Source organism: Bradyrhizobium sp. USDA 376 (assembly GCF_054063675.1).
Map to the genome: position 1 here is coordinate 3013818 of NZ_JBSSGN010000001.1, position 25425 is coordinate 3039242.

General features: G+C 64.7%; 26 protein-coding genes. 15 read left to right on the forward strand and 11 right to left on the reverse strand.

The features are described 5' to 3' along the window. Window positions 1-115: 115 nt before the first annotated feature. Both ACVJ19_RS14190 and ACVJ19_RS14195 read right to left on the reverse strand, forming a co-directional pair. A complete protein-coding gene (locus tag ACVJ19_RS14190) occupies window positions 116-451 on the reverse strand; it encodes a hypothetical protein (RefSeq protein ID WP_453948609.1) in 336 nt (111 codons plus the stop codon). A 23-nt stretch (window positions 452-474) separates the two neighbouring features. Next, window positions 475-1239, reverse strand: coding sequence for an alpha/beta fold hydrolase (locus tag ACVJ19_RS14195; RefSeq protein WP_453948608.1), 765 nt, complete (start codon window positions 1237-1239; stop codon window positions 475-477). A gap of 288 nt (window positions 1240-1527) precedes the next feature. On the opposite strand from ACVJ19_RS14195, the gene ACVJ19_RS14200 reads away from it, so the two are divergent. Next, window positions 1528-2622 carry an HD-GYP domain-containing protein gene (locus ACVJ19_RS14200; RefSeq protein WP_453948607.1) on the forward strand — a complete coding sequence of 365 codons (1095 nt, stop codon included), beginning with the start codon at window positions 1528-1530 and terminating at the stop codon, window positions 2620-2622. Between the two features lie 124 nt (window positions 2623-2746). Here the strand turns inward: ACVJ19_RS14200 and ACVJ19_RS14205 are convergent, their stop codons facing one another. Both ACVJ19_RS14205 and ACVJ19_RS14210 read right to left on the reverse strand, forming a co-directional pair. Then, the gene (locus ACVJ19_RS14205; protein WP_453948606.1) at window positions 2747-4327 is read right to left on the reverse strand and encodes an AMP-binding protein; all 1581 of its coding nucleotides are present in this window, start codon (window positions 4325-4327) and stop codon (window positions 2747-2749) included. Window positions 4328-4543: 216 nt separating this feature from the next. Further along, window positions 4544-4954 (reverse strand): VOC family protein, encoded by a 411-nt coding sequence (locus ACVJ19_RS14210; RefSeq protein ID WP_453948605.1) that lies wholly within the window; start codon window positions 4952-4954, stop codon window positions 4544-4546. A gap of 141 nt (window positions 4955-5095) precedes the next feature. Between ACVJ19_RS14210 and ACVJ19_RS14215 the strand changes: the two genes are divergently transcribed. The 6 genes from ACVJ19_RS14215 (at window position 5096) to ACVJ19_RS14240 (ending at window position 8516) form a co-directional block, all read left to right on the forward strand. Beyond that, window positions 5096-6070 (forward strand): Bug family tripartite tricarboxylate transporter substrate binding protein, encoded by a 975-nt coding sequence (locus ACVJ19_RS14215; RefSeq protein ID WP_453948604.1) that lies wholly within the window; start codon window positions 5096-5098, stop codon window positions 6068-6070. Between the two features lie 149 nt (window positions 6071-6219). Then, a complete protein-coding gene (locus ACVJ19_RS14220) occupies window positions 6220-6495 on the forward strand; it encodes a DUF3551 domain-containing protein (protein ID WP_453948603.1) in 276 nt (91 codons plus the stop codon). Window positions 6496-6608: 113 nt separating this feature from the next. Further along, a complete protein-coding gene (locus ACVJ19_RS14225) occupies window positions 6609-6863 on the forward strand; it encodes a DUF3551 domain-containing protein (protein ID WP_453948602.1) in 255 nt (84 codons plus the stop codon). A 100-nt stretch (window positions 6864-6963) separates the two neighbouring features. Further along, a complete protein-coding gene (locus ACVJ19_RS14230) occupies window positions 6964-7416 on the forward strand; it encodes an ArsR/SmtB family transcription factor (protein WP_453948601.1) in 453 nt (150 codons plus the stop codon). Further along, entirely contained in the window at window positions 7416-7760 is a 345-nt protein-coding gene (locus tag ACVJ19_RS14235) for an SRPBCC family protein (RefSeq protein ID WP_453948600.1), read from the forward strand. The genes ACVJ19_RS14230 and ACVJ19_RS14235 overlap by 1 nt, the downstream gene beginning before the upstream one ends. Before the next feature lie 18 nt (window positions 7761-7778). Next, window positions 7779-8516, forward strand: a complete 738-nt coding sequence (locus ACVJ19_RS14240) for a DUF899 domain-containing protein (protein ID WP_453948599.1) — start codon at window positions 7779-7781, stop codon at window positions 8514-8516. 180 nt (window positions 8517-8696) lie between these two features. On the opposite strand, the gene ACVJ19_RS14245 is transcribed toward ACVJ19_RS14240, so the two are convergent. Next, the gene (locus ACVJ19_RS14245; protein ID WP_453948598.1) at window positions 8697-9941 is read right to left on the reverse strand and encodes a S1C family serine protease; all 1245 of its coding nucleotides are present in this window, start codon (window positions 9939-9941) and stop codon (window positions 8697-8699) included. A 199-nt stretch (window positions 9942-10140) separates the two neighbouring features. Between ACVJ19_RS14245 and ACVJ19_RS14250 the strand changes: the two genes are divergently transcribed. The 4 genes from ACVJ19_RS14250 to ACVJ19_RS14265 all read left to right on the forward strand — a co-directional run bounded on the left by ACVJ19_RS14250 (window position 10141) and on the right by ACVJ19_RS14265 (window position 12538). Beyond that, window positions 10141-10758 (forward strand): hypothetical protein, encoded by a 618-nt coding sequence (locus ACVJ19_RS14250; RefSeq protein ID WP_453948597.1) that lies wholly within the window; start codon window positions 10141-10143, stop codon window positions 10756-10758. Further along, entirely contained in the window at window positions 10745-11119 is a 375-nt protein-coding gene (locus tag ACVJ19_RS14255; protein WP_177234870.1) for a winged helix-turn-helix domain-containing protein, read from the forward strand. Before ACVJ19_RS14250 ends, ACVJ19_RS14255 begins: the two co-directional genes overlap by 14 nt. Window positions 11120-11147: 28 nt before the next feature. Then, window positions 11148-11888 carry a di-trans,poly-cis-decaprenylcistransferase gene (locus ACVJ19_RS14260; protein ID WP_453948596.1) on the forward strand — a complete coding sequence of 247 codons (741 nt, stop codon included), beginning with the start codon at window positions 11148-11150 and terminating at the stop codon, window positions 11886-11888. A 164-nt stretch (window positions 11889-12052) separates the two neighbouring features. Next, window positions 12053-12538 (forward strand): Crp/Fnr family transcriptional regulator, encoded by a 486-nt coding sequence (locus ACVJ19_RS14265; RefSeq protein WP_453948595.1) that lies wholly within the window; start codon window positions 12053-12055, stop codon window positions 12536-12538. Here ACVJ19_RS14265 and ACVJ19_RS14270 read toward each other — a convergent pair. After that, window positions 12477-13304, reverse strand: coding sequence for a metallophosphoesterase family protein (locus ACVJ19_RS14270; protein WP_453948594.1), 828 nt, complete (start codon window positions 13302-13304; stop codon window positions 12477-12479). The genes ACVJ19_RS14265 and ACVJ19_RS14270 overlap by 62 nt on opposite strands. Window positions 13305-13515: 211 nt before the next feature. Between ACVJ19_RS14270 and ACVJ19_RS14275 the strand changes: the two genes are divergently transcribed. Together ACVJ19_RS14275 and ACVJ19_RS14280 are read left to right on the forward strand one after the other, a co-directional pair. Beyond that, the gene (locus tag ACVJ19_RS14275) at window positions 13516-14202 is read left to right on the forward strand and encodes a DNA-3-methyladenine glycosylase I (RefSeq protein WP_453955093.1); all 687 of its coding nucleotides are present in this window, start codon (window positions 13516-13518) and stop codon (window positions 14200-14202) included. Between the two features lie 228 nt (window positions 14203-14430). Continuing rightward, on the forward strand, window positions 14431-14724 hold the full coding sequence (locus ACVJ19_RS14280) for a hypothetical protein (RefSeq protein WP_453948593.1): 294 nt from the start codon (window positions 14431-14433) through the stop codon (window positions 14722-14724). 150 nt (window positions 14725-14874) lie between these two features. Here ACVJ19_RS14280 and ACVJ19_RS14285 read toward each other — a convergent pair whose 3' ends face one another. The 5 genes from ACVJ19_RS14285 to ACVJ19_RS14305 all read right to left on the reverse strand — a co-directional run bounded on the left by ACVJ19_RS14285 (window position 14875) and on the right by ACVJ19_RS14305 (window position 22753). Next, window positions 14875-15795 carry an amino acid ABC transporter substrate-binding protein gene (locus ACVJ19_RS14285; protein ID WP_453948592.1) on the reverse strand — a complete coding sequence of 307 codons (921 nt, stop codon included), beginning with the start codon at window positions 15793-15795 and terminating at the stop codon, window positions 14875-14877. Continuing rightward, window positions 15792-18506, reverse strand: a complete 2715-nt coding sequence (locus ACVJ19_RS14290; RefSeq protein ID WP_453948591.1) for a bifunctional diguanylate cyclase/phosphodiesterase — start codon at window positions 18504-18506, stop codon at window positions 15792-15794. The genes ACVJ19_RS14285 and ACVJ19_RS14290 overlap by 4 nt, the downstream gene beginning before the upstream one ends. Window positions 18507-18826: 320 nt before the next feature. Continuing rightward, window positions 18827-20239 carry a sensor histidine kinase gene (locus ACVJ19_RS14295; RefSeq protein WP_453948590.1) on the reverse strand — a complete coding sequence of 471 codons (1413 nt, stop codon included), beginning with the start codon at window positions 20237-20239 and terminating at the stop codon, window positions 18827-18829. 99 nt (window positions 20240-20338) lie between these two features. Further along, window positions 20339-21439, reverse strand: coding sequence for a DNA polymerase IV (gene dinB / locus ACVJ19_RS14300; protein ID WP_453948589.1), 1101 nt, complete (start codon window positions 21437-21439; stop codon window positions 20339-20341). 183 nt (window positions 21440-21622) lie between these two features. After that, complete coding sequence (locus ACVJ19_RS14305) at window positions 21623-22753, reverse strand: hypothetical protein (protein ID WP_453948588.1); 1131 nt, start codon at window positions 22751-22753, stop codon at window positions 21623-21625. A 342-nt stretch (window positions 22754-23095) separates the two neighbouring features. Here ACVJ19_RS14305 and ACVJ19_RS14310 point away from each other — a divergent pair, with 342 nt between their 5' ends. After that, window positions 23096-24361, forward strand: coding sequence for a glycosyltransferase (locus ACVJ19_RS14310; RefSeq protein WP_453948587.1), 1266 nt, complete (start codon window positions 23096-23098; stop codon window positions 24359-24361). After that, complete coding sequence (locus tag ACVJ19_RS14315) at window positions 24358-25404, forward strand: HlyD family secretion protein (protein WP_453948586.1); 1047 nt, start codon at window positions 24358-24360, stop codon at window positions 25402-25404. The genes ACVJ19_RS14310 and ACVJ19_RS14315 overlap by 4 nt, the downstream gene beginning before the upstream one ends. Window positions 25405-25425: the final 21 nt, after the last annotated feature.

A 25425-nucleotide genomic window follows, 5' to 3' on the forward strand; every position in this document is an offset into this window, starting at 1 on the left:
TGAGGAGCGCGCCCTTCGCGCGCGTCTCGAAGGATGAAAGGCCGAGATGCAGCAGCGGGGCCATCATCCTTCGAGACGCTTGCTGCGCAAGCTCCTCAGGATGAGGGGCAGCACCTCACTCCCACATCCAGTTCTCGCCGTAGTCCTCCTTCCATCCCGCCAGCCGTCCATGGCGGAATTGCAGGAACAGGCGGTGGCGATAGGGGATCAGCCCGCTGCCGCCGATGTTGCGGAGCGCGAGATAGACCTCGTTGCCGGGTCGCCCGCGCACATATTGCAGCGGCTGTCCGAGGGCGCGCGCGGTCTGCTCGGCGTCCATGCCGAAGGCGAGAGGCGTGTTGTTCGACAATGTGGTGACGAAAGGCTGGCGCGGCGGCACGGCGCCGAACGGCTCGGCCTGCGCAGACATCGACAGCAACATTGCGCCCGCAACCACCATCGCCCGCTTCATTGCCTAATATCCTTCTGGCCGGCCTACCCGGGCAAGTTCTTCAGGAAAGGCTCGACCGCGTCAACAAAAGCCTGGGGCTGATCGATATTGACGGCGTGTCCGGCGGCGGGGATCACGACCTTTTGTGCGCCGGGGATTTTTGCCGCCATGTAGTCGGACGCGGCGAGGAACGGGGTGTCGTCGGCGCCGACCACGATCAGCGACGGCACCTTGATATCAGGGAGCAGCTCGATCACGCGCGCATCGCGCTGGGTCATCATGCCGCGCGCGGCAAGCGCCAGCCCCCTGGCGTTGCGATGGCTGGCCGTGGCGCGCTCGCGCGTCGCCTGCTTCAGCACGTCGAGGCCTTCGCGGTCGAGCCTGTCGGCGGTCGCGAGCGCACGCACGTTCCAGGCCTCGCGCGCGTCGTCCTTCTTGAAGCCGGGGCCGGTGTCGATGATCAAGAGCGCGCGGGCGCGCTCCGGATGGGCGCGGTAGAACGCGAGCGACATGTAGCCGCCCAGCGAGAGACCGCCGATGATGGCGCGCTCCGCGCCGACGGCGTCGAGGATCGCGGCCATGTCGCCGACCGTGAGCGCTTCGCTGTAGGCCTCGGGATCGTCAGGGTAATCGGACTGGCCGTGGCCGCGCATGTCCCACAAGATCAGCTTGTGGTTCATCGCGAGCGCATCGACCTGTCCATGCCACATCGCCGAGGTCGAGGAGTAGCCGTGGGTGAGCAGCAACGGCGGGCCCTCGCCGTGAACCTCATAGTAGATCCCGACGCCGTCCCGATCGATCTTTGGCATGGTTTCCTGCCCATCTTGTTTCTCGTTCATTCTAGCCGGGATCATTTCGATCGCGCGACATGCCCTTGCGCATGAGATCTTTGCGCTCGAAAAAGCCCAGCATTTACAATGGCCGTCCTACTGTGCATGGGGTTGTTTTCGCCGCTCTTCAGTTCCGGCCCCGGAACCCGGATTCCCTAAAATTGCTCCCAAAACTGCAGGGTTCCATTGAGCACGCCTCTTAAGGCCCGGAGAACCTGATCCGGCTTAGGCTGACGCCAAATCCCGTCCCGTGTCTTTGGGGAAGCCATGAACGCGCCAGCCAAAACCGCCGCCAAACGCCGGCTTCTGCTCGCCTCCGACCGGAGCGACGAGAGCACCGAGCTCGCCAGCATTTTGAAGGCGGTCGGCGAGGTTTCGACGGTGACCACCCAGGACATCCCCGAGCAGCCGTCGCGCGATCTCTCCGGCCTCGTGGTCGACATCAATTTGCGCTCGCCCGAGAGCGTGCAGCGGGTGCGCAACAAGCTGCGCGGCGATGCCTATCGCTCGATGCCGCGGCTGTTCGTGCTCGCGGACGCCCTGCATCACGGCACCATGCAGGCGTGGGCGCTTGGAGCGACCGACACGATCTCGCGTCCGCTGCAGCCCGACGCCATCCTGCAGCGCATCCGCGCCGCGTTTCCCGACACGGCCACCTATGACGCGACCGATCGCGGCAAGACCCTCAACCGCGGTGTCGAGGCGGCGCATGCGGTGCTCGCAAAAATGTTCGAGAAGCTGCCGCTCGGCGTGCCCCTGACCTTCGACGACGTCATCGCCGCCGAGAGCAAGATCCTGAAGGCGATCAAGCACTCCTCGCTGCGCGAATGGCTCACCACGGTCGGCTGCCATCACGTCGGCAGCTATCGCCACTGCCTGTTCGTCACCGGCTTTGCGGTCGCCTTCGCGCAGCATCTCGGCATGCGCGAGGACGACCAGCGCCGCCTGACCCGCGCCGCGCTGCTGCACGACGTCGGCAAGGCCTTCGTTCCCTCCGTGCTGCTCGACAAGCCCGGCAAGCTCACCGACGAGGAGATGGCCGAGGTCCGCCAGCATCCGCGCCGCGGCTATGACGCGCTCGCAGCCCAGGGCGGCTTCCCGCCGGAGATGCTGGATGTCGTGCTGCATCACCACGAATTCCTCGACGGCAGCGGCTATCCCAACGGCCTGTCGTCGAACCAGATCAGCGACATCGTGCGGCTGACGACCATCGTCGACATCTATGCCGCCCTGGTGGAAAAGCGTGCCTACCGCATGCCGTTCACCCACTCCCGCGCCTTCACCATGATGGAAGGCATGGGCGGCAAGCTCGACCAGCAGCTGCTCCAGGCGTTCCGCCCGGTGGCGCTGGGGTCGTTTTAGGCGAGATGCCGTAGCTGCCGTAGGGTGGGCAAAGCGAAGCGTGCCCACCACTTCCAAGAACGTGGGCACGGCGCTGACGCGCTTTTGCCCACCCTACGGCAGTTTTCCGTTTGGCGGCGTCGCGCTACCCCACCATCTTCCTGAGCTCCGCCTTCGCCACCTTCTCCAGCGTCGAGCGCGGCATGTCGTCGACCAGCCTGATCTCGCGCGGCAGCTTGAAGTCGGCGAGGCCCTTGCGGCAGGCGGCCATCACGCGGTCATGGAAATCGAGTGGCGCAGCCGCGACGCCGCCATGCGGGATGATGAAGACGACCGGCACCTCGTCCAGCATCGGATGCTTCTTCGCCACCACCGCCGCCTCGTGCACGCCCGGGACGAGCGCGATCACCTGCTCGATCTCGGAGGCCGCGACGTTCTCGCCGCCGACCTTCAGCATGTCCTTGGCGCGGTCGCCGAACTTGATGAAGCCGTTTTCCAGTCGCTCGACGCGGTCACCGGTGAGGAAGAAGCCGTGCGCGTCGAAGCTTTCGCGCGTGGCTTTCTCGTTGTGGAGGTATTCGGCGAACAGCGACAGGCCGGGAATGCCCTTGATCGCGAGATTGCCGGTGTCGCCGACCTCGGTCGGCCGGCCGTCATCGTCGGTGATGCGGATCTGATACTCGGGCGCGGCGCGGCCGATCGACATCGGTATGTTGGGCTGGTCGACCTCGCCGACGATGCCGTGGGTGATGGTCTCGGTCATGCCCCACCAGCCGATCATCTTGACGCCGAAGGCGGCAAAGGCGGGCGGTTCGTTGATCGCGGTGCCCCACAGGCGGAATGTGTGGTTCTTCGGGATCTCCTGCTCGAGCAGCGCCTTCATGCAGAACGGAATGGTCGAGGTCCAGGTCGAACCGTGTTCGCGCGCGACGCCCCAGAACCGGCTCGCGGAGAAGCGCGGCTGGATCACGCAGGTGGCCCCGACCCACAGCGTCGCCAGCATGGAGTAGGCCAGCGCATTGGTGTGGAACAGCGGCAGATAGGCCTGATGCACGTCGCCCGCATGGAGATCCTCATGCCCGGCGTTGATCTTGGCGCCCCACAGCGCGTTGGCGTGAGTCCATAGCACTGCTTTGGGGCGCGACGTCGTGCCGGAGGTGTACTGCACGCTGCACGGCGCCAGCGGATCGGTCGCGCGCCCCGGACGGTCGGCGCTGTCGGCGAACAGCGATTCAAAACTGTCGCCGCGCGAGACCGCCTGTGCAGCCGTCGCACCCGCATCATGCGACGTCACCGCCATCCAGCGGATGTTGCGGCAGTTCTGCGCGACGATCTCCGCATAGGCCGGCTGCGTGATCGCGGCGACCGCGCCGCAATGATCGGCGAAATACGCGATCTCCGCCGGCGCCGAGCGCGTGTTGGTGGTGACTGCGATGGCCCCCAGCTCGACGCAGGCAAACCAGGCCAGCATCGCCTCGATGCAATTGTCGAGGTGAATGAGCACATATTCGCCGGGCTTCACGCCGCGCTTCGCCAGCCCCGCCGCGAGCGCGCCGACCCGCTCGTGAAACTCGCCATAGCTCCAGCGCCGCGCCGGCGCATCGAACGGCGCCCAGATCAGGAACGGATGATCACGCCGGACCTCGGCGCGCAGCCTCAGCAGCCAGGGCACGTCGAGCCCGTCGAACGGACCCACGATTCCGGCTGCGGTGTGTTGAACAGGCATGGCGACCTCCCGTGCAGCCTGCATCTTGCTGGCGGCTGCCTTTTGATTATTGCGTCTTCCTGCCATTGGATGACGCGGGGAGCAAATCGGGGGTGCGTATGCGCCAGTGACCGCGCGCTCGCTCTCTCCGTCGTCATTCCGGGATGGTCCGAAGGACCAGACCCGGAATCTCGAGATTCCGGGTTCAGTGCTGCGCACCGCCCCGGAATGACGAGTCTAGTTTTCGTACGACGAGATCTCGATCAAGCTCCCATCCGGATCCCGGCAATAGACCGAGCGCAGCGTGCCGCGGGCGCCCTGCCTGGGGCCCGGGCCTTCCTCGATCGCGACGCCATGTGCCTTCAAATGCGCCACCACCTCGTCCGGAGCGGAGGAGGTGAGGAAGCACAGATCCTCGCTGCCGGCGGTCTGATGGTCGGCGGTGAACCACTCCACCTTGTCCGCATCGCGCGGCCGGACGTTGATCTTCTGGTTACCGAATTGAAGGGAAGTCCGCGGCGCTTTGCCGCCGCCGGGGTCGAATACCTTGACTTCCATGCCGAGAATCTTGCGGTACCACTCGGCGGTCACCGCGACATCGGCGACGTTGATCACGAGATGATCCAGGGCTTCGACCTTGACCGGCATGCCTTATCCTTTCGTCGTGATGCGCCCCGCGCACTTTCCGCCCGCGGCAAGCTTTGTTACAACCGCGCCGACGCCACTTTCAAGCTATCCGGCTTTCAAGAACAACGGCCCTTCAAGAACAACACTGGGAGAACCCTTGAGATGATCACTCGCCGTACCGCGCTGGGCCTGCTCGCCGCCAGTCCGCTTGCAGCCACCCCGCTGTCGAAGGCCCTTGCCGCCGATTATCCGGCCCGTCCGGTGAAATGGGTGGTCGGCTATCCGCCGGGCGGCGCCACCGACATCCTGGCACGGTTGATCGGACAGCGGCTGTCGGAAAAGCTCGGCCAGCAATTCGTGATCGAGAACAAGCCGGGCGCCGGCAACAATATCGCCACCGAATCGGTCATCAACGCCGAGCCCGACGGTTACACGCTGCAAATGGTCAATCCGGCCAACTACATCAACGCCTCGCTGTACACCAACCTCAAGTTCAACTTCGTGCGCGACATCGCGCCGATCGCCTCGTTCCAGCGCGTGCCGAACGTGATGACCGTCAACAAGGACGTGCCGGCCAAGAACGTCGCCGAGTTCATCGAATATGTGAAGGCCAACCCCGGCAAGGTCAACATGGCCTCGTCCGGCAACGGCACCTCGGTGCATCTCTCCGGCGAGATGTTCATGGCGATGACCGGCTGCAAGATGCAGCACGTGCCCTATCGCGGCGCGGCGCCCGCGATCACCGACATGCTCGGCGGCCAGGTGCAGGTGATCTTCGACAACATGCCCTCGATCATCCAGCACATCCGCTCCGGCTCGCTGCGCGCGATCGGCGTCACCACCACGGAACGTTCGCCGCAATTGCCCGACGTGCAGCCGATCGCCGACACCGTCAAGGGCTATGAGGCCAGCGCGCTGTTCGGCATTGGGGCACCTAAGAACACGCCGAAGGAGATCATCGCCAAGCTCAACAGCGAGATCAACACGCTGATGAAGGAGCCCGACATGACCAAGCGCCTGGTCGAGCTCGGCGGCGAGCCGCGGGTGCAGACGCCGGAGGCGTTCGGCGAGGAAATCAAGGCCGAGACCGAGAAGTGGAAGAAGGTGGTCGAGTTCGCCGGCCTGAAGGTCGAGTAGCGATCTTGTGATGACTGGAGAGGGAGCCCTGCCGTTCGGCAGGGCTTTTTTCTTGCGCGCGTTGTTTCGTTGATCTGGAATAAAACGCTGCGGCGAAACCTGATGATAGATGGCGCGTAGCTCGCGCCGTGAGCAATGGAGTTCGGATCATGCGCAAGACGCAATTGGCACTGCTGACGCTGTGCGCGACGGTCCTTGCCGGCTTCGTCACCACCACGCCGGCGGCGGCACGCGATTATCCCTGGTGCGCCCAGGGCGGTGAATACGACTATCCCGGCGAATGCGCCTACAGCACCTATGAGCAGTGCCTGGCCAGCGTCTCCGGCCGCTTGCTGTATTGCGGCCGTAATCCTCTCTTTGCGTACGGCCAGCAGCAGGTGCCGCCTCGCCAGCCGCGGCGCACGCGGCCCGTCGCGCCTTACTAGCCGCGCGCAACCCGGAGCGGCGCATTTTCGCGCGACCGCTCTGGAATAAACTGGCTCCGCCAGCCTTTCTCTCTGTGAGGTCGCATGTCGCGCGGCGAACATGGAGATCGGTCATGCGCAGGGCGCAATTTGTGCTGGGCACCATAGTCATCGTATGGCTCGCTGGCGGGGGCCCGGCGCGCGCGGACTACGCGTGGTGCATCCAGGATTCGGAATACGGCTATCCCGGCGACTGCTCCTATCAAACCCGCGAGCAGTGTCTGCTGAGCGCCTCCGGCCGCAAGGGCTTTTGCGGTCAGAATCCTGCCCTGGTCACGCGAGCGCCACCTCAGCCGGCTCTGCGAACCCGGCGCGCTCCGCCCAATTAGCGGCGCCTCTCGCTCGCGTCCGCCTGATCACGCAGTCGTGCAGACCCGCGGGCGCGGGTTCCTGCTTGACGCATTTTTGCTTGCGCCTATACTAAACCATATGGTTAAGTATCAGGACGAGGCACTGGACCGGACCTTTGCGGCGCTCTCCGATCCGACGCGGCGCGCATTGCTCGCGCGCCTCGGCGAACAGGACGGCCTGTCGGTGAGCGAGCTGGCCGCGCCGTTTCCGGTGTCGCTGCCGGCGATCATGAAGCATCTCGATGTGCTCACGGATGCTGGCCTGATCGTGCGCGAGAAGACCGGGCGCACGGTCTCCTGCCGGCTCACCGCGCAGCCGATGGAACAGGCGATGAACTGGCTCAATCGCTACGCCCAGTTCTGGTCCGACAAGTTCGACCGTCTTGCCGCCTTTGTGGAGGAAGAGACATGGCCAGCACAGCCGTCAACGCCGATTCCCGCAGCGCCGAGCGTCCAAGCCTCACGCTCACGCGCCGGCTCCGCGCGCGGCCGGAAAAAGTCTTCGCCGCCTGGACGCAAGCCGAGCAGCTAGTGCAATGGTTCGGGCCGCCGAACATGAAGCCGGCGACGCTGCAAGCCGAGCTCGACGTCCGCGCTGGCGGCCGCTTTCGCATCAGCTTCACTCGCGAGGACGGCGAATATTTCGAGGCCGGCGGCATCTATCGCGAGGTTGTACCGAACGAGCGCCTGGTCTTCACCTGGGCCTGGCATTCGACGCCGGAGCGCGAATCGCTGGTCACGATCTCGTTGAAGCCGGACAGTGCAGGCACCCTGATGGTGTTCCACCACGCCCAGTTCGCCGACGAGACCGCGCGCGACAATCACCTGCGCGGCTGGAGCTCGTTCCTCGACAAGCTCGATGCCTTCGTCGCCTGAATTCCAAAGGAGGATGCCATGCAGCAACATCCGATCGTTTCGCGCGAGCAATGGATTGCGGCGCGCAAGACCCTTCTGGCGCATGAGAAGGAGTTGACGCAGGCCCGCGAGCGGCTTGCCGACGAGCGCCGCCAGCTCCCCTGGGTGAAGGTGGACACGACCTACGTCTTCACCGGGCCGAACGGCGAGGTCACGCTGTCCGACCTCTTCAAGGGCCGCCCGCAGCTCGTCGTCCAGCACGTGATGTTCGCGCCCGACTGGGACGCCGCCTGCAAGAGCTGTTCGTTCTGGGCCGACGGGTTCGAGCGCATGGTGCCGCATCTGGCCGCGCGCGACACGTCCATGGCCGCGGTCTCGCTGGCACCGAGCGCAAAGCTCGAGGCCTTCAAGAAGCGGATGGGCTGGACCTTCGACTGGGTCTCCTCAGGCGACAACGATTTCAACCGCGACTACGGCGTGACGTTCTCGCCGGACGAGATCGCGACCGGCAAGCCGATGTACAATTTCGGGACCACGCCGATCTACGGCCCCGAGTTGCCCGGCATCAGCGTGTTCTACCGCAACGAGGCCGGCGAGATCTTCCACACCTATTCCTGCTTCGCCCGCGGCCTCGACATGATGAACGCCGCCTATCAATATCTCGATCTCACCCCGCTCGGCCGTCACGAGGACGGCCTGCCCTATCCGATGGACTGGGTGCGCCTGCGCGACCAGTACGAGCCGCAGGCGGCGAAGGCGGCGTGCTGCCACGGGTGAGGGGGGCGGCTCGTTTCGCGATGTCGTCCTGGCGAAAGCCAGGACCCATGCCGCGGAATCTATCGATGGCGCTCGGTTGTCGTACCGAACGACCAATCTTCGCCAAACCCCTTCTTGGGGTAATGGGTCCTGGCTTTCGCCAGGACGACGTCGGAGATAAGGCGCGGACAGTACCCGCCTTCACCGCTTCGCGTCCGCCTGCTCCGTCGCGTTGCACGAGATCAGCATCGTATAGGGCCGGGCGTTGCCGGCGATGTCGGTGGTCTTGAGTTCGCTCTTCGGCTCGGCGGTCTGATAGGACACCACGGAGTTGTCGAGGAAGTCGCGCAGCACGCCGGTCTTGATGGCGAAGTTGATGTTTTCAGGAATGTTGCCGGTGGCAGCGGCGATACGCAATGCCGGGATCTTTCCGGTGACCACGCCCACGATCTGACCGGTGGTGTCGAACAGCGGCCCGCCGCTGTTGCCGGGCTGTATGGGTGCACTGATCTGCAGGAAACGCGAATCGTTGCGCATGCCGCTGAGCGAGCTGACGATCCCGGTGGTCACGGTGAAATCCGAGCTTAGAAGGCCATGGAAGGGAAAGCCGATTGCGATGACAGCATCGCCGGAGCGGATCGAACGGTCGCGGATGCGCGCAAAGTCCTTGAATGTCGTCGTCGACGGCGCCTGCAAGAGAGCGAGATCGTTGTTCGCATCGCTCGATACGACGCGCAGCACCATCGAGGCCTCGCCGGTGAGGTTGCCCTTGATGTCGCCGACGCAGCCGTCGATCACATGGTTGTTGGTGACGATGTGCCCGTTCGCGCTGACCACGAAGCCGGTGCCGCTCTTGGCCCTGGCAACTTTGCTGCCGGCCGGCGGCGACGCCTGCTTCTCCGCCGTAGCCGCCGGCTTGGCTGCACCCTTGGTAAAATCGCCCGCCTTGCTCAGCCCGTCGGCTTTCACCCTGGTGACGCAATTGGACAGGGCCGCGATCACGGGTCCGGTCGAGGTCAGGTCGAAATTCAAGACCGTGCGGCCGCTCGTCGCGACCATCAGGCTGGCCTTCTGAAACGTTCGCACGACATTGGCGGGCATGACGGCCGTGAGCATGTTCGGCTGATTGGCGGTGGCAAACAGCCTTGCCTGCTCCTGGCCGTCGAAGATGACGTCGATTGCGGCGTTCTCGCCCTGTTTGAAGCGGTAGCTGGGACTCGCAAAGGCCAGCGACCAGGTGCCGGCGGCATTGTAGCCCACCACGAGAATGACGCCGTTGGCGTAGGGCGTCGTCGCCGCACAATGCGAGAAGGCGCCCGTTTCGTCGTTGCTGAAGGCGCCGCCGATCCAGTTGCCGACATTGACGGAGCCGAACGGCCCCGCCGCGTTCGCCGCGCCGACGCCCACCTGCAACACAGACGCAACGATCAACGACTTAAGCCACATGCCAGCCCCCCGAACGCTTTTGCACGCATCTTATCTGCGGGGACGGGTGCTGCGCAACCGGCAGTTGTTCGCGCGGATCGAATCCCCTGCCGCGACTTTCAGGCTTGCCATTACTTTGCGATCCTATATACTTTGCAATGCAAAGTAGGAGGGCGTTCGCCCTTGCAAACCCGGGCGGAGCGAGGTTTTGGCGTTGCCGATGCGCGATCTCGACAAGGCACTGGCCGACATCGTGGCGATCCGCAGCCAGATCGCGGCAGGCACCGCGTTTCGCGGCTATGGCCCGGCCACGATTGCGGCAACGGGCGCCGTCGCGCTGATCACCGCGATCCTGCAATTCTGGCTGCTTGGTGATCCGACCAGCGAGCCGGTCGGCTTCTTCCTCGGCTGGCTCATCGCCGCCGTGCTGTCCGGCCTGATGATCGGGATCGAGATGCGCGCGCGCTCGCGTCGTCATCATTCCGGTCTTGCCGATGCCATGATCCACCAGGCGGTCGAGCAGTTTCTGCCTGCCGGCGTTGCCGGCGTGCTGCTCGCGGTGGTGATGTGGAAGTTCGCGAGCGAGACGCTGTGGCTGTTGCCGGGGCTGTGGCAGATCCTGGTGTCGCTCGGCATCTTCGCCTCGGTCCGTTCGCTGCCGCGCACCGTCGCGCTCGCCGGGGCCTGGTATTTCGTTTCGGGCTTCGCGGTCGTGGTGCTCGCGAGCCAAACCCATACGCTGTCGCCATGGACCATGGGGCTGCCTTTCGTGATCGGGCAGTCGGTGATGGCGGGCATTCTGTATTTCGCGTCCGGAGACAACGATGTCGAAGACTGACAGCGCACCCTTTTCCTATGAAGGGCTCGACCGCGTGATCCACGAGAAAGCGAGGCTCGGGCTCCTGACCTCGCTGATGGCGCATCCCAAGGGTCTGGCGTTCGCCGACCTCAAGCAGCTCTGCGGCCTGACCGACGGCAATCTCAGCCGGCATCTGGCGGTGCTCCAGGAAGCCGGCCTCGTCGAGGTGACCAAGGGCTATGAGGGCAATCGTCCGCATACCACCTGCCGCCTGACCAGGGCCGGTCGCCGTCGCTTCCTCGACTATCTCGCCGTGCTCGAACGCCTGGTGCGCGACGCGGCAAAAGCCGCCGGCCGCGAGGCGCCGCCGCTCGGCCGCCTCGGTATCGTCTCGACCTGATCCCCCTTTTTTGACCGGAGACTTTGCAATGCAAAGTGAAATCACGTCCCGCAACGAGAAGCTTCATGTCGGCATCATCATGGACGGCAACGGCAGATGGGCCACGCGGCGCGGCCTGTCGCGCGTGCGCGGCCACGAGGCCGGCGTCGAGACCATCCGCCGCATCGTCGAGGCGGCACCCAAGCAGGGCATCGGCACGCTGACGCTCTATGCGTTCTCCACCGACAATTGGCGGCGGCCGAAGGCCGAGGTCGCCGCGCTGATGACCCTGCTGCGCTTCTATCTTGCCAACGAAGTGCAGAGCCTCGTCAGGAACGGCGTGCGTCTCACCGTGATCGGCCGCCGCGACCGGTTGCCTGACGGCATCGCCAACGCGACCGCGCGCGCTGAGGAGGCGACCGCCCGCGGCAGCACGCTGCATCTGCGTATCGCCGTCGATTATTCCGCGCGCGATGCCATCCTCAACGCGGCGGCCAAAGCAGCGGCGCTGACCAGCCTCACCCGCGAAGCGTTCTCGCAGCTCGTCACCGGCGAGGCCGGCCTTCGCGACGTCGATCTCATCATCCGCACCTCGGGCGAGAAGCGGCTGTCGGACTTCCTGCTCTGGGAAGGCGCCTATGCCGAGCTGCACTTCACCGAGCGGATGTGGCCCGAATTCGAGGCGGGCGATCTCGCTGACGCACTCGCCGCTTTCCACAACCGCGAGCGCCGCTTTGGCGGCCTGCAGGCCATCCTGCCCGAAGAGGTGCCCTCGCTCTCGCGGGTGTGACGTCCGGCACGGGGAAACGAGCTGTTCGTTTTCGGCCGCAAGATTGGCAGTGATGTCCAAGCCGCTGGCAGGCGGTCTCGGCTAGGGCGCGTTGATTTGCCGCGTGGCACGGATCGTGCTCTAGTATCGGGTGGGGTATCCCCAGCGATGGGAGCTTTCGCAAGATGCGCGCAGTCCTGGATTATTGCACCGGCGGAACGGAACGACAGGTTGCAGCCGGCACGCTCGTCGTCACCGAGGGTGGCACCAGCGGCCATCTCTACGTGCTGATGCAAGGCAAGCTCGAGGTGCTCAAGGGCGAGATGGTGGTCGCCACCGTCACAGAGCCCGGCGCGATTCTCGGCGAAATGTCCGTGCTCCTGGGCCTGCCGCACACCGCAACCGTGCGGGCCTGCTCCGATGCCGTCGTCTATGAGTTCGAGGACGCCGCCTCGTTCCTCAAGCAGGAGCCGGGCATCGCGTTGCTGATCGCAAAGATGCTGGCGCAGCGGCTCAACGTCGCCAACACCTATCTTGCCGATCTCAAGCGGCAATATGCCGGCCACGGCACGCACCTGGCCATGGTCGGCGAGGTGCTGCAGAGCATGATCAACCTGCCGCCGCTTGAGGTCTCGCCAGGCTCGGATCGGCAATCTGATCCAAGAATGTGAGCCAGTCGGGCGGCGCCTCGATCGGTGCGGCGGGCCGCTTCAGCGGCGCGGCGAGGTCGATCCACTGCGCTGCGCCGGCCGCCAGCCAGAACGCCTTGTCCGCATCGAAATCCAGCACGATGTAGGTCGGGGGGCGACCGGGTTGCAGGCCGGTGTTGAAGACCCAGGTCTGTCCCAGCCGGTCGAACCACGATCCATTGGTGATGAAGGGCGATTGATGCACATGGCCCGAGATCACCATCGACGGCTGATACTGCATGATCCACTGCACCAGCTCGACATCGCCGAAGAAGCGCTTGCCGCCCCAGCTCGTCGGTGAATCCGCCGGCGGCGCATGATGCGCCCAGATCCAGCGCTGCGGCCGGCCGGCGGCGGCATCGCGCAACTGCTCGACGAGGCGCTGCTTGACCAGCGGCCCGTCCCACCACGGGCACACCGTGAACAGGATGTCGCCGATGGTGAGGCTGTCGCCGTCGCAGGCAACGCCGAGCTCGCGCACCTCCGAGATCCAGCGCGAGATCTTTTCGCCCTCCGCATTGCGCTCGTCGAGGTCGTGATTGCCGGAGCAGAGGATCACGCGGGTCCTTGCCGCGAGCAGCGCGAGGTATTTCTTCACCACCACGATCTGCGCGCGAAAATCCACCATCGAGCCGATGTCGAGCGCATCGCCGGCGAAGATCAAGAGGTCGAATTGCGGCGCCGCGCTGACCAGCCAGTCGAGCTGCGGCAGCGAGTAGTGCAGGTCGGCCACGACCAGGCAACGCATGGAAAATCCGTCGGCGAGAGATCAAAAATGTCAGGGAATTCCAAAACGGCATAAAGCAAGAAGCAGACCAGCCCGGCCGCTCCTTCGCGTCAATCCAACGAGCGACAGCATGCTGCGGCGCGCCGCTGAGCGCAAGGGGGCCGGCAACGCGAGGGCTGGACCGGATCGCCGAATTCTGGTGTCGTGGCCTGCCCTCAACACCTGTGTCCACATGACCTCCTTCAAGACCATTCGTGCCCGCGCTGAGAAGCGCAAGGGCGGCCCCAAGGCGCTGGACAAGCTGATGCCCGACAAGCCCGACCTGAAGCGTCTGGCCAGGCTCGGCGACGACCGCATCCTCGCCGAGATGACCAGGCGGGTGTTTTGCGCCGGCTTTGCCTGGAGCGTGATCGATGCGAAATGGGACGGCTTTGAAGACGCCTTCCTGCATTTCCAGCCGGCCAAGCTGAGCTTCCAGCCCGAGGACTATTGGGAAGACTTGCTGCGCGATGCGCGCATCGTGCGCAACGGCGCCAAGATCATGTCGGTGCGCGACAACGCCGACTTCGTGCAGGAGATTGCGAAGGAGCACGGCAGCTTCGGCAAGTTTCTGGCGAAGTGGCCGCCGTCGAACGAGGTCGGCCTGCTCGATCTGCTCACCAAGCGCGGCAGCCGACTGGGCGGCAACACCGGCCAGATGCTGCTGCGCATCGTCGGCTGGGACGGTTTCGTCACCTCCAAGGACGTCGTCGTGTGCCTGCGCGATGCCGGCCTCGACATCGCCGAAGAGGTCAAGTCCAAGGGCGACCTCGCCAAGGTGCAGGCGCAGTTCAACGCCTGGGCGGCGGAGACCGGACTGCCCTACACATATCTGTCGCGCATCTGCGCGCTGTCGGTCGGCGAGAACCGGAGCGAGTAGCAGGTTACTGAAGCCGACGATTGGTGCCGTCCGCACCGGATCGTGTGCATCGTGTGGCGATCTCGTGCCGCAAGCGCGGCAGATGCAACGCATGATCACGAAATGCATTTCGAAGGAACATTTGTGCGCAGCACTCGTTCGGGAGTCTGAGCCAGGCGGCACAGGCGCAGGGAACGCCCGCTCTGGCCCAAGCCGATGAACCCGGACACGACAATAACGGAGCAGCGCATGAAGCTAACAACCGAACAGGTGAAGCAGACCATTCATCAACTCGGCGCCCAGGTGCTGCCCGACGAGCATCCCGCGATGCCGCAGCTCAACAGCATGTTCGGGGAGCACACCTTCTTCGTCGACGAGATGGGCCTCAAGGTGCTCGAACCCACCCCGTCACTCGGAGCAGACCGCCAGAGCGGCGAAGTGGTCAGTCTCGCCGATTGGAGCGATTCGGACCTGACGCGCCTGATGGCGCACGAGCCCGAGCCGACCGGCGTGATCGTGGTGTTCGAGCAGATGAAACATTGAAAGCGGGCGCCGCGGCCCGGACTGACCGGTCATGGCCGTTGATCCCGAGGACAGCAGTCCAAGCTGGCGTGCAGTTCGCTGACCCCAGGTCCAGACGTGCCAGGGCGCTCCGGCCTGTCGTGGCCGGAGCGCAACGTCTGGTCCTCGGCCTTAGTGCGTGCCGCCTGCCCGATAGGCGTCGGGATCGCCACTGTCGATCAGATTCTCGATCGCGCGTTTGAGCGGTGCGCTCATCGGAACGTTGAGATTGATGCCCTTCGGCAGCGTCGGAGCCTGGAACCATTTGGCATAGATCTTTTCGATCTCGCCGCTGCGATAGACGGCGGCGATCGCGTCGTCGACCACCTTCTTGAGCGCCGGATCGTCACGGCGCATCATGATGCCGTACGGCTCGATCGACAGCGCCTCGTCAGACACGGTGTAGTCGCCGGGATTCGCCGAATCCGCCACCCGGCTGTAGAGCAGGATGTCGTCCATCACGAAGGCATCGGCGCGGTTTGACTCCAGCATCCGGAATGCTTCGCCATTGTCCTTCGCGGCGAGGATCGTGAGATTGAGGTTCTGCCGTCCGTTGAGGTCGCTGATCTGCTTGATGTTGGTGGATCCGATGGTGGATACGACGACCTTGCCCTTGAGGTCATCCAGCGTCCGGAGCTTGGCGGCCGCCCTGGCGGCGAAGCGGTTCGCGGCGACGAAATAGGTCGTCGAGAACGACACCACCTTCTGCCGCTCGAGATTGTTGGTGGTCGTTCCGCATTCGAGATCGATCGCTCCGCTGAGGACCGACGGAATGCGGCCCGATGGCGTGACCGGCACGAGCTTGACGTCGAGCTTCGGCAGGCCGAGCCGCGCCTTCACTGCGTCGACGGCGACGTAGCAGAGGTCCATGGCGTAACCGACGACCTTTTCGTTCTCGTCGTAGTACGAGAACGGGATCGACGATTCGCGGTGGCCGAGCGAAATGGTGCCGGTGCGCCGTATCTTGTCCAGTACGCCGGTGAGCTCCTCGGCCGTCGCCGCCTGGGCCGCGATGCTCAGCGCCGCCGCGGCCAGGATCATCCTGATGGTCATGTTCCAGCCCTTCGTTGGAGATCGACAAATCGTATCTGGAGCGGATCGATCATGCCGTCCGCTGAAGCCGTGGATGCAAGACTGGCCCAGGCCTCGGGCCGATCGAAGCGGTCCGGCCGGCCGACGATCCGCGCGTATTGCCTGATCGCGGCCGGCCGTCCGATCAGGAAGCCCTGTGCATAGTCGCAGCCTGCGTGGGAGAGCACGTCGAGCTGAGCCTGCGTCTCCACGCCCTCCGCGGTGACCGGAAGCTCGAGCCCGCGCGCCAGCCCGATGACGCCGCGCAGGATCGCCTTCGATTGCGCGTGATCGAGGTTCGAAATGAAGCTGCGGTCGATCTTGATCATGTCGAAGGGGAAGGCCTGGAGATAGGACATCGACGAATAGCCGGTGCCGAAATCGTCGAGCGCGATGCGCACGCCGAGCGCCTTGAGCCTGCGCAGGATCGAGACCGCGCCTGAGAAGTCGTCGATCAGCACGCCTTCCGTGATCTCGAGCTCGAGCCGGTGCGGACGCAATCCGCTGGTGATCAGGGTCTCGTGGACGAGGCGCACGATGTCGTCGTTGCGGCACTGTACCGGCGACAGGTTGACGGAAATCTTCAATTCGTTCGGCCAGGACGCGGCCTCGCGGCAGGCTTCGCGCAGGATCCATTCTCCCATCGCGACGATCAGCCCGCTCTCTTCGGCGAGCGGAATGAAGGTGCCGGGCGGGACGAGGCCGCGACGGGGGTGATGCCAGCGGACCAATGCTTCGAAGCCGACGATCTCGCCGCAGATCCGCACCAGGGGCTGGTAATCGAGGCGCAACTCGCCATTCGCGACGGCAGACTGAAGATCGTGCTGCAACTCGCTGCGGTCGCGCAGCTGCGCCCCCATCTCCGGTTCGAAGAAACGGATCGCGTTGCGTCCTTCCGCCTTGGCGCGGTAGAGCGCGATGTCGGCATTGGCCAGCAGCGTGGTCGGGTCGTTTCCGTCGGCCGGCGCGCACGCGATGCCGACGCTCAATCCGATGCGCACCTGCCGGCCGGCAAGCTCGATGTCGCCGACGAGGGCCGTCCGCAGCCGCTCCGCCAGCTGACCAGCCGCCTCGGCCTGCGCTTCGCCGAGCAGGACCACGATGAACTCGTCGCCGCCGACCCGTGCCAGAAAGACGTCCCCTGCGACCTCTTGCAGGCGCCGCGCCACCTCGCGCAGCAAGGCGTCACCGACGAGATGGCCATGCAGGTCGTTGATCTCCTTGAAGCGGTCGAGATCGAGGCACAGGATTGCGAACGTCTCGCCGGCCCGGATCGCCTCGTCCACCGTCGTCGCGAGATATTCGGAGAACGAGGCGCGGTTGTGCAGGCCTGTCAGCGCATCGTGATGTGCGATATGCGCGATCCGCTTCTCCGCGCGCTTCTGCTCGGTGATGTCCTCGACCGTCATCACGAAGCCGCCGCCCGGCACCGGCCGGAATACGATCACGACGGCACGTCCGTCCGACAGCTCCGCGACGATGCTCGCCGGCTTGTTGGCCGTCACGATGGTCATCAGCCCGCGGATATGGTTCTCGGCGCCGCTTTGGGAATGGAGGCCTTGCGAGATCTGATGGTCGAAGATCTGCCGCAGCGTGGTCCCAGGCCGCGTGAGCTCGCCGGGGAGATGAAACATCTCCGCGTAGCGGTCATTGCACACGATCAGGCGGTGGTGCGCATCGTACATGCACACGCCCTGCGACTGATTGTTCAGCGTGGCGTCGAGCTGGATGCTCTGCTTGCGGAAATACTGGACGACGACGGCTCCGGTGCCGCCGATGGCGACGACCAGCACGATCGTGAGCCCGATCAGGAACAGGGCCTCGGTCCACCAGCCTGCCAGTGCGGCGGACACCGTGGTGCTGGTGGTCAGCAGCACCGGAAGGCCGGCAAGGTGCGCGGCCGCGATCAGGCGCTCGGAGCCGCTGGCCCCGTCGCGCCACCGGACCACGCCGCCGCCGGATCGCGTGATCTCGTTCAGCCGGCCCTCGGACGGGGAGTTGGGGATCGCGGTATCGGCATGCGGATAGCTCGCCAGCATCGTGCCGTCCTGGCGAAGCAGAGTGATGGATTCATCGGGGCCGCGGACCAGCGTCCGGTACAGCTCCTCGAAATATTGAGACTTGATGGTGCCGACCACGAGGCCAAGGAATTCTCCGTCGGATCCCATGAATTTCCGGGCCAGCGGGATCGTCCAGGCGCCGCTGCGCGGATCCTGCTCCAGCCGGCCCAGCTTCGTGCTCAGGGCGGGATCGGTCTTGAGCGCCTGGAAGTAATCCCGATCCGCGACATTGAGGGGTGGGGTCGGCCACGCCACCGACGAGTTGATCACCTTGCCGTCGGCGCCGACCAGCATCACGGCTTCGATATGCGGGAAGCCGCCGATCTTGTCTTCCAGCATGAGCTGGATGTCGCGGCTCGCCATGGCGCGCGCGTAAACCTCGTCGGACACGACCGCGAGCGTCTGCATGTGCTCGATCAGGCTCGCCTCGATCAGATTGGCGGCGTCGAAATCGCGCGCCGCCTGATTGGCCAGCACGGTGGCGGTTGCAAGCAGCTGCTGCTTGCTCTCCTCGATCGCGTGATAGCGCAGGTTGGACAGGATGAGCGCGATGGTGCAAATGACGAGCGCGATCAGGAATCCGCCGCACAGCATCAGGATCTTGACCGGACGCGTCGAGCCGATCCGGCGCATGGGAGGTGGCTGTCCCTCCTGCGCGAACCCCGCCAACAAACCCTTATGTGCGCGAGCGGCCAGCAACGTTGCTCCCTGCGACGGTCGGTCTTCGGGGGAACACGCTAGGCTTCGGGTATTTGGAATGAGGTTAAAGCCGGCGGCTCGCCGGTGCCGCAAACTCGAATACGGTTACGTGCGTGTTACGTCACTGCAGACGATGCGAGGGAATACGGCCTCGGCCCGCGTGTTTCCCGGTAGTTCTACCGGGTCCTGCGCAATTATTGTGCGCCCATTCTCGCCAATTCTCGTTGGTGACGAGCTTGAACGGCCCGTCACCGTCACGCTTCGACCGGAATCTCGATGGCGATCTGAGTGCCCGGACCGGTCTTGCTCTCGAGCCGCAGGCGCCCGTTGAGCGATGACGCCACCAGATTGAACGCGATGTGCAGGCCGAGGCCGGCATTGCCCCGCTCGCGCCCCGTCGTGACGAAGGGGTCGAAGACGTGCGCCTGCAATTCGTCGGGAATGCCGACGCCGTCATCGGTGCAGACGAGGCGGACCGATTTCGGTTCGGGCTGGCTGACCGTGATCGCAAACCTGCCGCCTCTCTTGTCGGGATAGGCGTGCCCGGCCGTATTGAGTGCGAGATTGCTGATCACCTGCGCCAGCGCGCCGGGGTAGCTGTTGAGCCTGATTCCCGCCGGGCACTGGACATCGACCGCCAGGGAATGGTGCGACAGCAACGGCCCGAGCCTCGACATCAACTCCGACAGCCAGTCCCTGAGTTCGAACGTGCGCCGGTCCTCGTCGGCCTGGTTGACTGCGACCTGCCTGAAGCTGTGCACCATTTCGGATGCGCGGTGCAGATTGTCGAAGGTCAGCTCGAGCCCCTGCCTGAGCCGGTCAATTCCCTTGGTGAGATCGGATCGCCGCACCGACGTTCCGTTCAAGGCTTCCGCCATTGCCTGCAGATCGGTCTGCATGGTCGTCGAGGTCGTCAGCGCCAGGCCGAGCGGGGTGCTGACCTCGTGCGCGACACCTGCCACCAATTGACCGAGCGAGGCGAGTTTTTCGGCCTGCACGAGGTGCTCCTGGGTCGCGCGCAGATCGCGCAGCGATTTCTCCGAACGCTCCTTTTCCCGTTGCAGCGCCTCGGACGTCCGGAACTGCTTTCGTGCCCGATACTCGCGCGCCGCGACGGCATAGAGCGATAGCGCATAAGCGTTGCCGACGAGGGAGTGATTGATGAATCGCAGGCCCATCGGCAGCGTCGGCGCGAACGTCTCGGCGACGATCAGTGCCACCCAGGACAGCAGGCAGAAGATCGCCAGCGAGCCGATCCGCAATGGCAGCATGGTCGAGACGAACAGGATGATCATCATCATGCCGGGCGCGGCGAAGGTGAAGCCCGACGGCAGGACCAGGTAGATGCTCGGCAGAATGCAGCCGGGAATGACGCAATAGACGAGGAAGATCGGCTCCGCCCACGGCTTCATCCATCGCCGTGACAGCAGCGCGGTCAGCGGCAGCAGAATGAACAGAGCCGTACCGCCACGGATGGCGAGCGTGGTCGGGACCACCTCGGGGTAGAGCACCCAATCCCACAGCGTGTAGCCGGCATAAGTGGCGGCGCCGAGCAGCATCGCGATCTGCGTCCATCCGAGGCTGCCGCGGATGTATTGGTCGACAAACCGTCGCTCCTCGATCCGGTCTTCGAAGCGCAGTCCCAAGCGTATCAATAAGGCAAGCATTCCAGCATCAAAGGCAAAAAGGCGTATCCGGTGTCTCTACGACAGGTCGGCAGCCGCGTCGCGGATAAAGATGTCGCGTTTGCCGAGGGCTGGCCTGGCTCAGATGCCCAGAGTGAGCTGCGGCTCCGCATCGTCCCCGTCCTGGAGGGAGGACAGCGACACGCCCAGCAGCCTGACGCGCTTGGGCAGGGGCATTTCGGCTTCAAGCAGGCCGCAGGCCAGCCGATCCAGTTCGTCCCGGCCAGCAACCGCCGCCGTGACCGACCTGCTGCGCGTGATGATCTCGAAGTCGGCGAACTTGATCTTCAGGGTGACGGTGCGGCCGCGGTTGCCGGTCGTCTCGCAATGGCGCCAGACCTTGTCGACGAGAGGCTTGAGCTCGGCGACCAGCGGCTCGAATGCGTCGAGGTCGGCCGAGAACGTGGTCTCCGCGCCGATCGACTTGCGGATCCGGTTGGCCCGGACCGGCCGCTCGTCGACGCCGCGCGAGATCCAGTAGTAATACGCACCCGACTTGCCGAAATTCGCGTTCATGAACTCCAGCGTCTGGTTGCGGATGTCGAGGCCGGTGAACAGGCCGAGTGCGTTCATCTTCGCAGCCGTCGCCGGACCGATGCCATGGAATTTGCCGACAGGCAGCGTCTCGACGAAGGCCGGTCCCATCTCCGGCGAGATCACGAACTGGCCGTTGGGCTTGCGATGATCGGAGGCAAGCTTGGCCAGAAACTTGTTGTAGGAGACGCCGGCCGAGGCGTTGAGGCCCGTCTCGGCCTTGATCTTCCCGCGGATCAGCAAGGCGATGTCCCGCGCCAGCGGGATGCCTTGCAGGTTTTCGGTCACGTCGAGATAGGCCTCGTCGAGCGACAGCGGCTCGATGACAGGCGTGTGCTCGGCAAAGATCTCGCGGATCTGCCTGGAGATCGCCTTGTAGACCTCGAAGCGCGGCTTGACGAAGATCAGATCGGGGCATAGCCGCTTCGCAGTGACCGAGGGCATCGCGGAGCGGACGCCGAACCTGCGGGCCTCGTAGCTCGCGGCCGCAACGACGCCGCGTTCCGCGGAGCCTCCGACCGCGACCGGCTTGCCGCGCAGCTCCGGATTGTCGCGCTGTTCCACGGACGCATAGAAAGCATCCATGTCGATATGGATGATCTTGCGCACGGGCGAGGCTTCGCCCGTCACCGTGTCTGAATCGCTCATGCCAAGATGATACAATCGCGCAAGGCGAAGCGCGAGGTGATGGATGCTTCGGTTGTCGTTGTTCGTCGTCGCCGAAGTCGCGTTTGCCGGCGTGCTCAATGCGGCCATCTGACGTTTGAATCGAGGCGTTCAGCCTCGACGGGTTCAAGGAGCAATCTCGGCCTTGTGAGTGGCAGCCCTGGGTTATTGTGCGCCCATCCTCGCCAATTCGTCCTTCGCCCGCGTGCTCCACCGTGCGGCACGCCTCAGATATTCGACCGCCCGGGCCTTGCTCGCCTCAAAGCCTCCGCGCCCCTCTGCCATGTAGCGCGCGAGCGCGAGGACTGCATCGCTGTTGCCCTGATCGGCTGCAAGTTGGTAGAGGCGCGCCGCTTCACGCGCATCCCGGGGCAGTCCACCCTTGCCCTCCTCGTAGAACCTCGCGAGGTCGTTTTGCGCGGATGCATTGCCCTCGTTGCTTGCCTGCGCGTAGAGCCGGGCTGCCTGCTTTTCGTCCTTCGGCAGGCCGAAATTGCCCCGTTCATAGAGCACCGCGACCGATGCCCACACCTCGGGATCGTCGCCGGCCACGGCTTGTTGAAAAAGGCGTAAGGATTCGTCCGGGTTCTTCGCCAGTCCGTGACTGCCCCGGAAATATAGTCTTGCGAGATCGCGAGCCGCGGGGGCGCTGCCGTGCGCCGCCGCCTTGTGCAGGAGGCGAGCAAGTTCTGCTTGCGCGACTGGGCTCCCGCTTAAGTTCAACGGCAGGCTGAGCGCATAGAGCGCGTCGGCATCGCCGGCATCGGCGGCCTCCTTGATGATGCGAATTTGCGCTTCGTTGGCGTCAGGATTGAAGGTCGTGTCTCCAAACAGGTTCTGGCGTTGCGCGTTGGCCTCCTTGGCGTCCGACGCCATCGCCTTTGCCAGAAGACGCATGGCCTGTCCCGTGTCCCGCTGGAAGCCACCCCAGCCGTACCAATAGAAAGCCGCCAGTGCGACTTGCGCCGCGGGATAACCCTGGTCCGCCGCGGCCTTGAAATTCCGTCCGGCCTGCGCCTTTTGGTCGGGCCGCTTGTCGACGAGGCTGCTCGCGTCATGCGCCCGACCGAGATTGAAAAGGAGGCGCGGATTGTTCGGATCGGCAGCCGATGCCTTTTCGCAAGCCACGATGGCCTCGGCCGGTTCGATCCCGTACAGGCCAATTCCCGCGCCGGCCCGGTTTGGGTTGGTGGGCGAGCCGGCCAGCCGGTCGCATTCGGTTGGTTCACCGGCAGATGCAGTCCCGGCCATCAACAATCCAAGCAATCCGGCAACGATCGTTCGACTTGACTGCATGGAGCCCTCTTTCCTGTCCGGTTCTCCAAACTGCAGCTGGATTTCGCACCTGGCGCATGCGCCGCGGCGCTCGCCGCGTGCCGTGGCCTGACTTCACATCCTTACGGATTTTTCGCGAATTCTAACCGATCGGGTTCCCGCGCGGTCGCTCTTCGCAAAGCCCTTCGCCCGGTTGCTGCAAAGGGATATGCTAAACTCCGAGTTGACGGCCCTGTCTTCGGAATTGACGCAGACGAAGGAGGGCGCTCCACCAGTATTTCCTCGGTCTCGCGCGAGTCGCTGGCTTGTCTTCGTCCAGGTGCGGATCTGGCACGGCTCGCTGTCCGGGGAGGGTAGGTCAGCATGCTCGAGGCATTGCAGTTGATCGCCGACGCGAATTGGATTCAGCTCGCGCTCGCGGTCATCATCTTCGATATTCCCCGCTATACGCTTTCAATGCTGTCGCTCTCCCTGCTCGGTCTGGCCGGAGCGCTGTCGCAACGGCAAGCACCGATCGGCGGATCGGTCAGCGTGATCGTGCCCGCTTTCAACGGCGGGCCCGGCCTGCTTCGTTCGATCGAATCGCTGCGTCGGCAGACCCTGGCGCCGCTCGAGATCATCGTCGTCGATGACGGCTCCACCGATGACACGCGCGCCATTGCCGAGCGGGCGCGCGCGGCGGGGCTGGTGGATATGGTCATCTGCCACGGCACACGCTGCGGCCGAAGTGCTGCGATCAACGCCGCCGCCCGCTTCGCCAGCGGCGAGCTGCTCCTGACGGTGGATGCCGACACGCTGTTCGAACCGACGGCCGTCGCCGGGCTCGCATCGACATTCATGGATCCGCGCGTCGCGGGCGCGAGCTGCAACATCGCGATCAGCAACGAGGCCAGCTCGATCTGGACGCGGCTTCAAAGCATCGAATATTTGATGTCGATCAGCGCCGGCAGGACCATCCTCGACACCGTCGATGCGATCGCCTGCCTGTCCGGCGCCTGCTCCATGTACCGTCGCGATGTCTTCATGCGGCATGGCGGGCTCGACGTTGGTCCGGGAGAGGATCTGGAGTTCAGCCTGCGGCTGCGCCGGCTGGGCTATCTCGTTCGCTTCGTGCCCGAAGCGTGGGCCGAAACGGCAGGACCCGCCAGCGGCCTTGGTCTGCTGCGCCAGCGCGCGCGGTGGGATCGCGACGCCTTGCGAATCCGCCTCATCATGTATGGCGAATTGCGGTTCTTCCATCGCTTCGAGCGGCTGCCCGATACGCTGCAGAGGCTGGATTTCATCCTGTTCGACCTGATCCCCACGCTCAGTTTTCCGTTCTACCTCGTCTATCTCGTGGCATTGCTCGGCTCCGACGCCTTCTGGCTTCTCGCCGCGATCTACGTCCTGCTGACGTGGATTTCGTTCTTCAACCTCGGCCTCGCCTTCGCCCTGTTCAAGCGCGCGCCGAGCATCCTCGATCTCGGGGCTGCGCTGGTCTTCCCGATCTATCAGAGCGTCTATCTGAAATGCGCCCGGCTGGTCTCCTACTCCTCCGAGATCATCTTCGCCGCGTCTGGGAACGATGACTTCGTGCCGCCGCGCGTACGTCGCGCACTATTTTCCGGTCCGGAAGGAGCGCGCCGATGAATGTCGCGATCAACAGGCTGGACCCGAATGTCCCCGATCCCGTCGAAAGCCGTCGGAGCGCTGCGGGACGGCTCGTGCGCCTTACCTATGCGACGGCCGTTTTCGGCGTGCTCGCCTTCCTGGTCGTCTATTTTGGCGCGCCGCTGGTCTATCTGAGCGGACCGGGGACGGTCTCGTCCCCACCGCACGTCGTTTCACTTCCCTATCTGGTGCAGGTCGCAGAGGTCATGGTTACGCCGGGCACCACGGTCAAGGCCGGGGACCGGATCGCGCAAATCCGCTCGCCCGAGCGCGACAACATCGTGGCGACCTACATGCGCGCATTGGCCGACATCGCGAGCCGGCGATCGGAGCTGCGCATCAGGGCGCGCGTCGCGCAGGAAACGCTCGAAGCGGCGAAAGCGTACAGGACATTGACGGAAGATGCCGTCGACCAGATCGAAGCGTCGAGCGCGGCGAGCCTGGCGTTCCGCCTCGAACTGCTGCGTGAGCGCGGCCTCGCGCGCAAGTCCGTCATTTCGCAGGAGGCCGAGATTGCGGAGTCCATCACCCAGCTGGCGGACCTGAACGATTTTGGCCAGCAACTGCGCGACCATCTCGACGACGTGGAGCGCAACTTCGCCGGCGGCCAGGTGCTGGCGCCCGTCGCCGGTATCGTTTCGACCAATCTCGCCAATGTCGGGCAATCGCTCGTGGCGGGCACGGCGATCGCCGAAATCCTCGATCCCACCGACATCTTCGTCGATTGGTACATTCCGAATGCGCGTCTGGTCGAGCCCAGGATCGGCAATCAGGTGCTCGTGGTGTTCGGCAACCGCCGCATCGCCGGAACGATCGCGGAGATCCTCCCGGTCTCGGTCGTGTATGCCGCAGGCCGGCAACCGCTGACGCGCGAGCGCACTGCAGCCCAGATCGCGCGCATTCGCTTCGTTGAGGATGCCGTTCCGCCCCCGCTGAATTCGACGGTTTACGTTCACATGTACTACACGAGCCTGACGTCCCGCTTTGCCGCAGCTTTGGTCCGCTTGCTGGGCCTGCAATAGGCCGTCCGGTCGAAAGGAAAC

What these genes read in the sequence shown, in the direction of transcription:
- ACVJ19_RS14260 (WP_453948596.1), top strand. Translation starts at nt 11,148, where the DNA reads ATGCAAAGTGAAATCACGTCCCGCAACGAGAAGCTTCATGTCGGCATC.
- ACVJ19_RS14190 (WP_453948609.1), bottom strand. Translation starts at nt 451, where the DNA reads ATGAAGCGGGCGATGGTGGTTGCGGGCGCAATGTTGCTGTCGATGTCT.
- dinB (WP_453948589.1), bottom strand. Translation starts at nt 21,439, where the DNA reads ATGAGCGATTCAGACACGGTGACGGGCGAAGCCTCGCCCGTGCGCAAG.
- ACVJ19_RS14305 (WP_453948588.1), bottom strand. Translation starts at nt 22,753, where the DNA reads ATGCAGTCAAGTCGAACGATCGTTGCCGGATTGCTTGGATTGTTGATG.
- ACVJ19_RS14255 (WP_177234870.1), top strand. Translation starts at nt 10,745, where the DNA reads ATGTCGAAGACTGACAGCGCACCCTTTTCCTATGAAGGGCTCGACCGC.
- ACVJ19_RS14240 (WP_453948599.1), top strand. Translation starts at nt 7,779, where the DNA reads ATGCAGCAACATCCGATCGTTTCGCGCGAGCAATGGATTGCGGCGCGC.
- ACVJ19_RS14310 (WP_453948587.1), top strand. Translation starts at nt 23,096, where the DNA reads ATGCTCGAGGCATTGCAGTTGATCGCCGACGCGAATTGGATTCAGCTC.
- ACVJ19_RS14275 (WP_453955093.1), top strand. Translation starts at nt 13,516, where the DNA reads ATGACCTCCTTCAAGACCATTCGTGCCCGCGCTGAGAAGCGCAAGGGC.
- ACVJ19_RS14210 (WP_453948605.1), bottom strand. Translation starts at nt 4,954, where the DNA reads ATGCCGGTCAAGGTCGAAGCCCTGGATCATCTCGTGATCAACGTCGCC.
- ACVJ19_RS14290 (WP_453948591.1), bottom strand. Translation starts at nt 18,506, where the DNA reads ATGCGCCGGATCGGCTCGACGCGTCCGGTCAAGATCCTGATGCTGTGC.
- ACVJ19_RS14280 (WP_453948593.1), top strand. Translation starts at nt 14,431, where the DNA reads ATGAAGCTAACAACCGAACAGGTGAAGCAGACCATTCATCAACTCGGC.
- ACVJ19_RS14200 (WP_453948607.1), top strand. Translation starts at nt 1,528, where the DNA reads ATGAACGCGCCAGCCAAAACCGCCGCCAAACGCCGGCTTCTGCTCGCC.
- ACVJ19_RS14265 (WP_453948595.1), top strand. Translation starts at nt 12,053, where the DNA reads ATGCGCGCAGTCCTGGATTATTGCACCGGCGGAACGGAACGACAGGTT.
- ACVJ19_RS14245 (WP_453948598.1), bottom strand. Translation starts at nt 9,941, where the DNA reads ATGTGGCTTAAGTCGTTGATCGTTGCGTCTGTGTTGCAGGTGGGCGTC.
- ACVJ19_RS14285 (WP_453948592.1), bottom strand. Translation starts at nt 15,795, where the DNA reads ATGACCATCAGGATGATCCTGGCCGCGGCGGCGCTGAGCATCGCGGCC.
- ACVJ19_RS14220 (WP_453948603.1), top strand. Translation starts at nt 6,220, where the DNA reads ATGCGCAAGACGCAATTGGCACTGCTGACGCTGTGCGCGACGGTCCTT.
- ACVJ19_RS14270 (WP_453948594.1), bottom strand. Translation starts at nt 13,304, where the DNA reads ATGCGTTGCCTGGTCGTGGCCGACCTGCACTACTCGCTGCCGCAGCTC.
- ACVJ19_RS14205 (WP_453948606.1), bottom strand. Translation starts at nt 4,327, where the DNA reads ATGCCTGTTCAACACACCGCAGCCGGAATCGTGGGTCCGTTCGACGGG.
- ACVJ19_RS14315 (WP_453948586.1), top strand. Translation starts at nt 24,358, where the DNA reads ATGAATGTCGCGATCAACAGGCTGGACCCGAATGTCCCCGATCCCGTC.
- ACVJ19_RS14225 (WP_453948602.1), top strand. Translation starts at nt 6,609, where the DNA reads ATGCGCAGGGCGCAATTTGTGCTGGGCACCATAGTCATCGTATGGCTC.
- ACVJ19_RS14215 (WP_453948604.1), top strand. Translation starts at nt 5,096, where the DNA reads ATGATCACTCGCCGTACCGCGCTGGGCCTGCTCGCCGCCAGTCCGCTT.
- ACVJ19_RS14195 (WP_453948608.1), bottom strand. Translation starts at nt 1,239, where the DNA reads ATGCCAAAGATCGATCGGGACGGCGTCGGGATCTACTATGAGGTTCAC.
- ACVJ19_RS14230 (WP_453948601.1), top strand. Translation starts at nt 6,964, where the DNA reads ATGGTTAAGTATCAGGACGAGGCACTGGACCGGACCTTTGCGGCGCTC.
- ACVJ19_RS14295 (WP_453948590.1), bottom strand. Translation starts at nt 20,239, where the DNA reads ATGCTTGCCTTATTGATACGCTTGGGACTGCGCTTCGAAGACCGGATC.
- ACVJ19_RS14250 (WP_453948597.1), top strand. Translation starts at nt 10,141, where the DNA reads ATGCGCGATCTCGACAAGGCACTGGCCGACATCGTGGCGATCCGCAGC.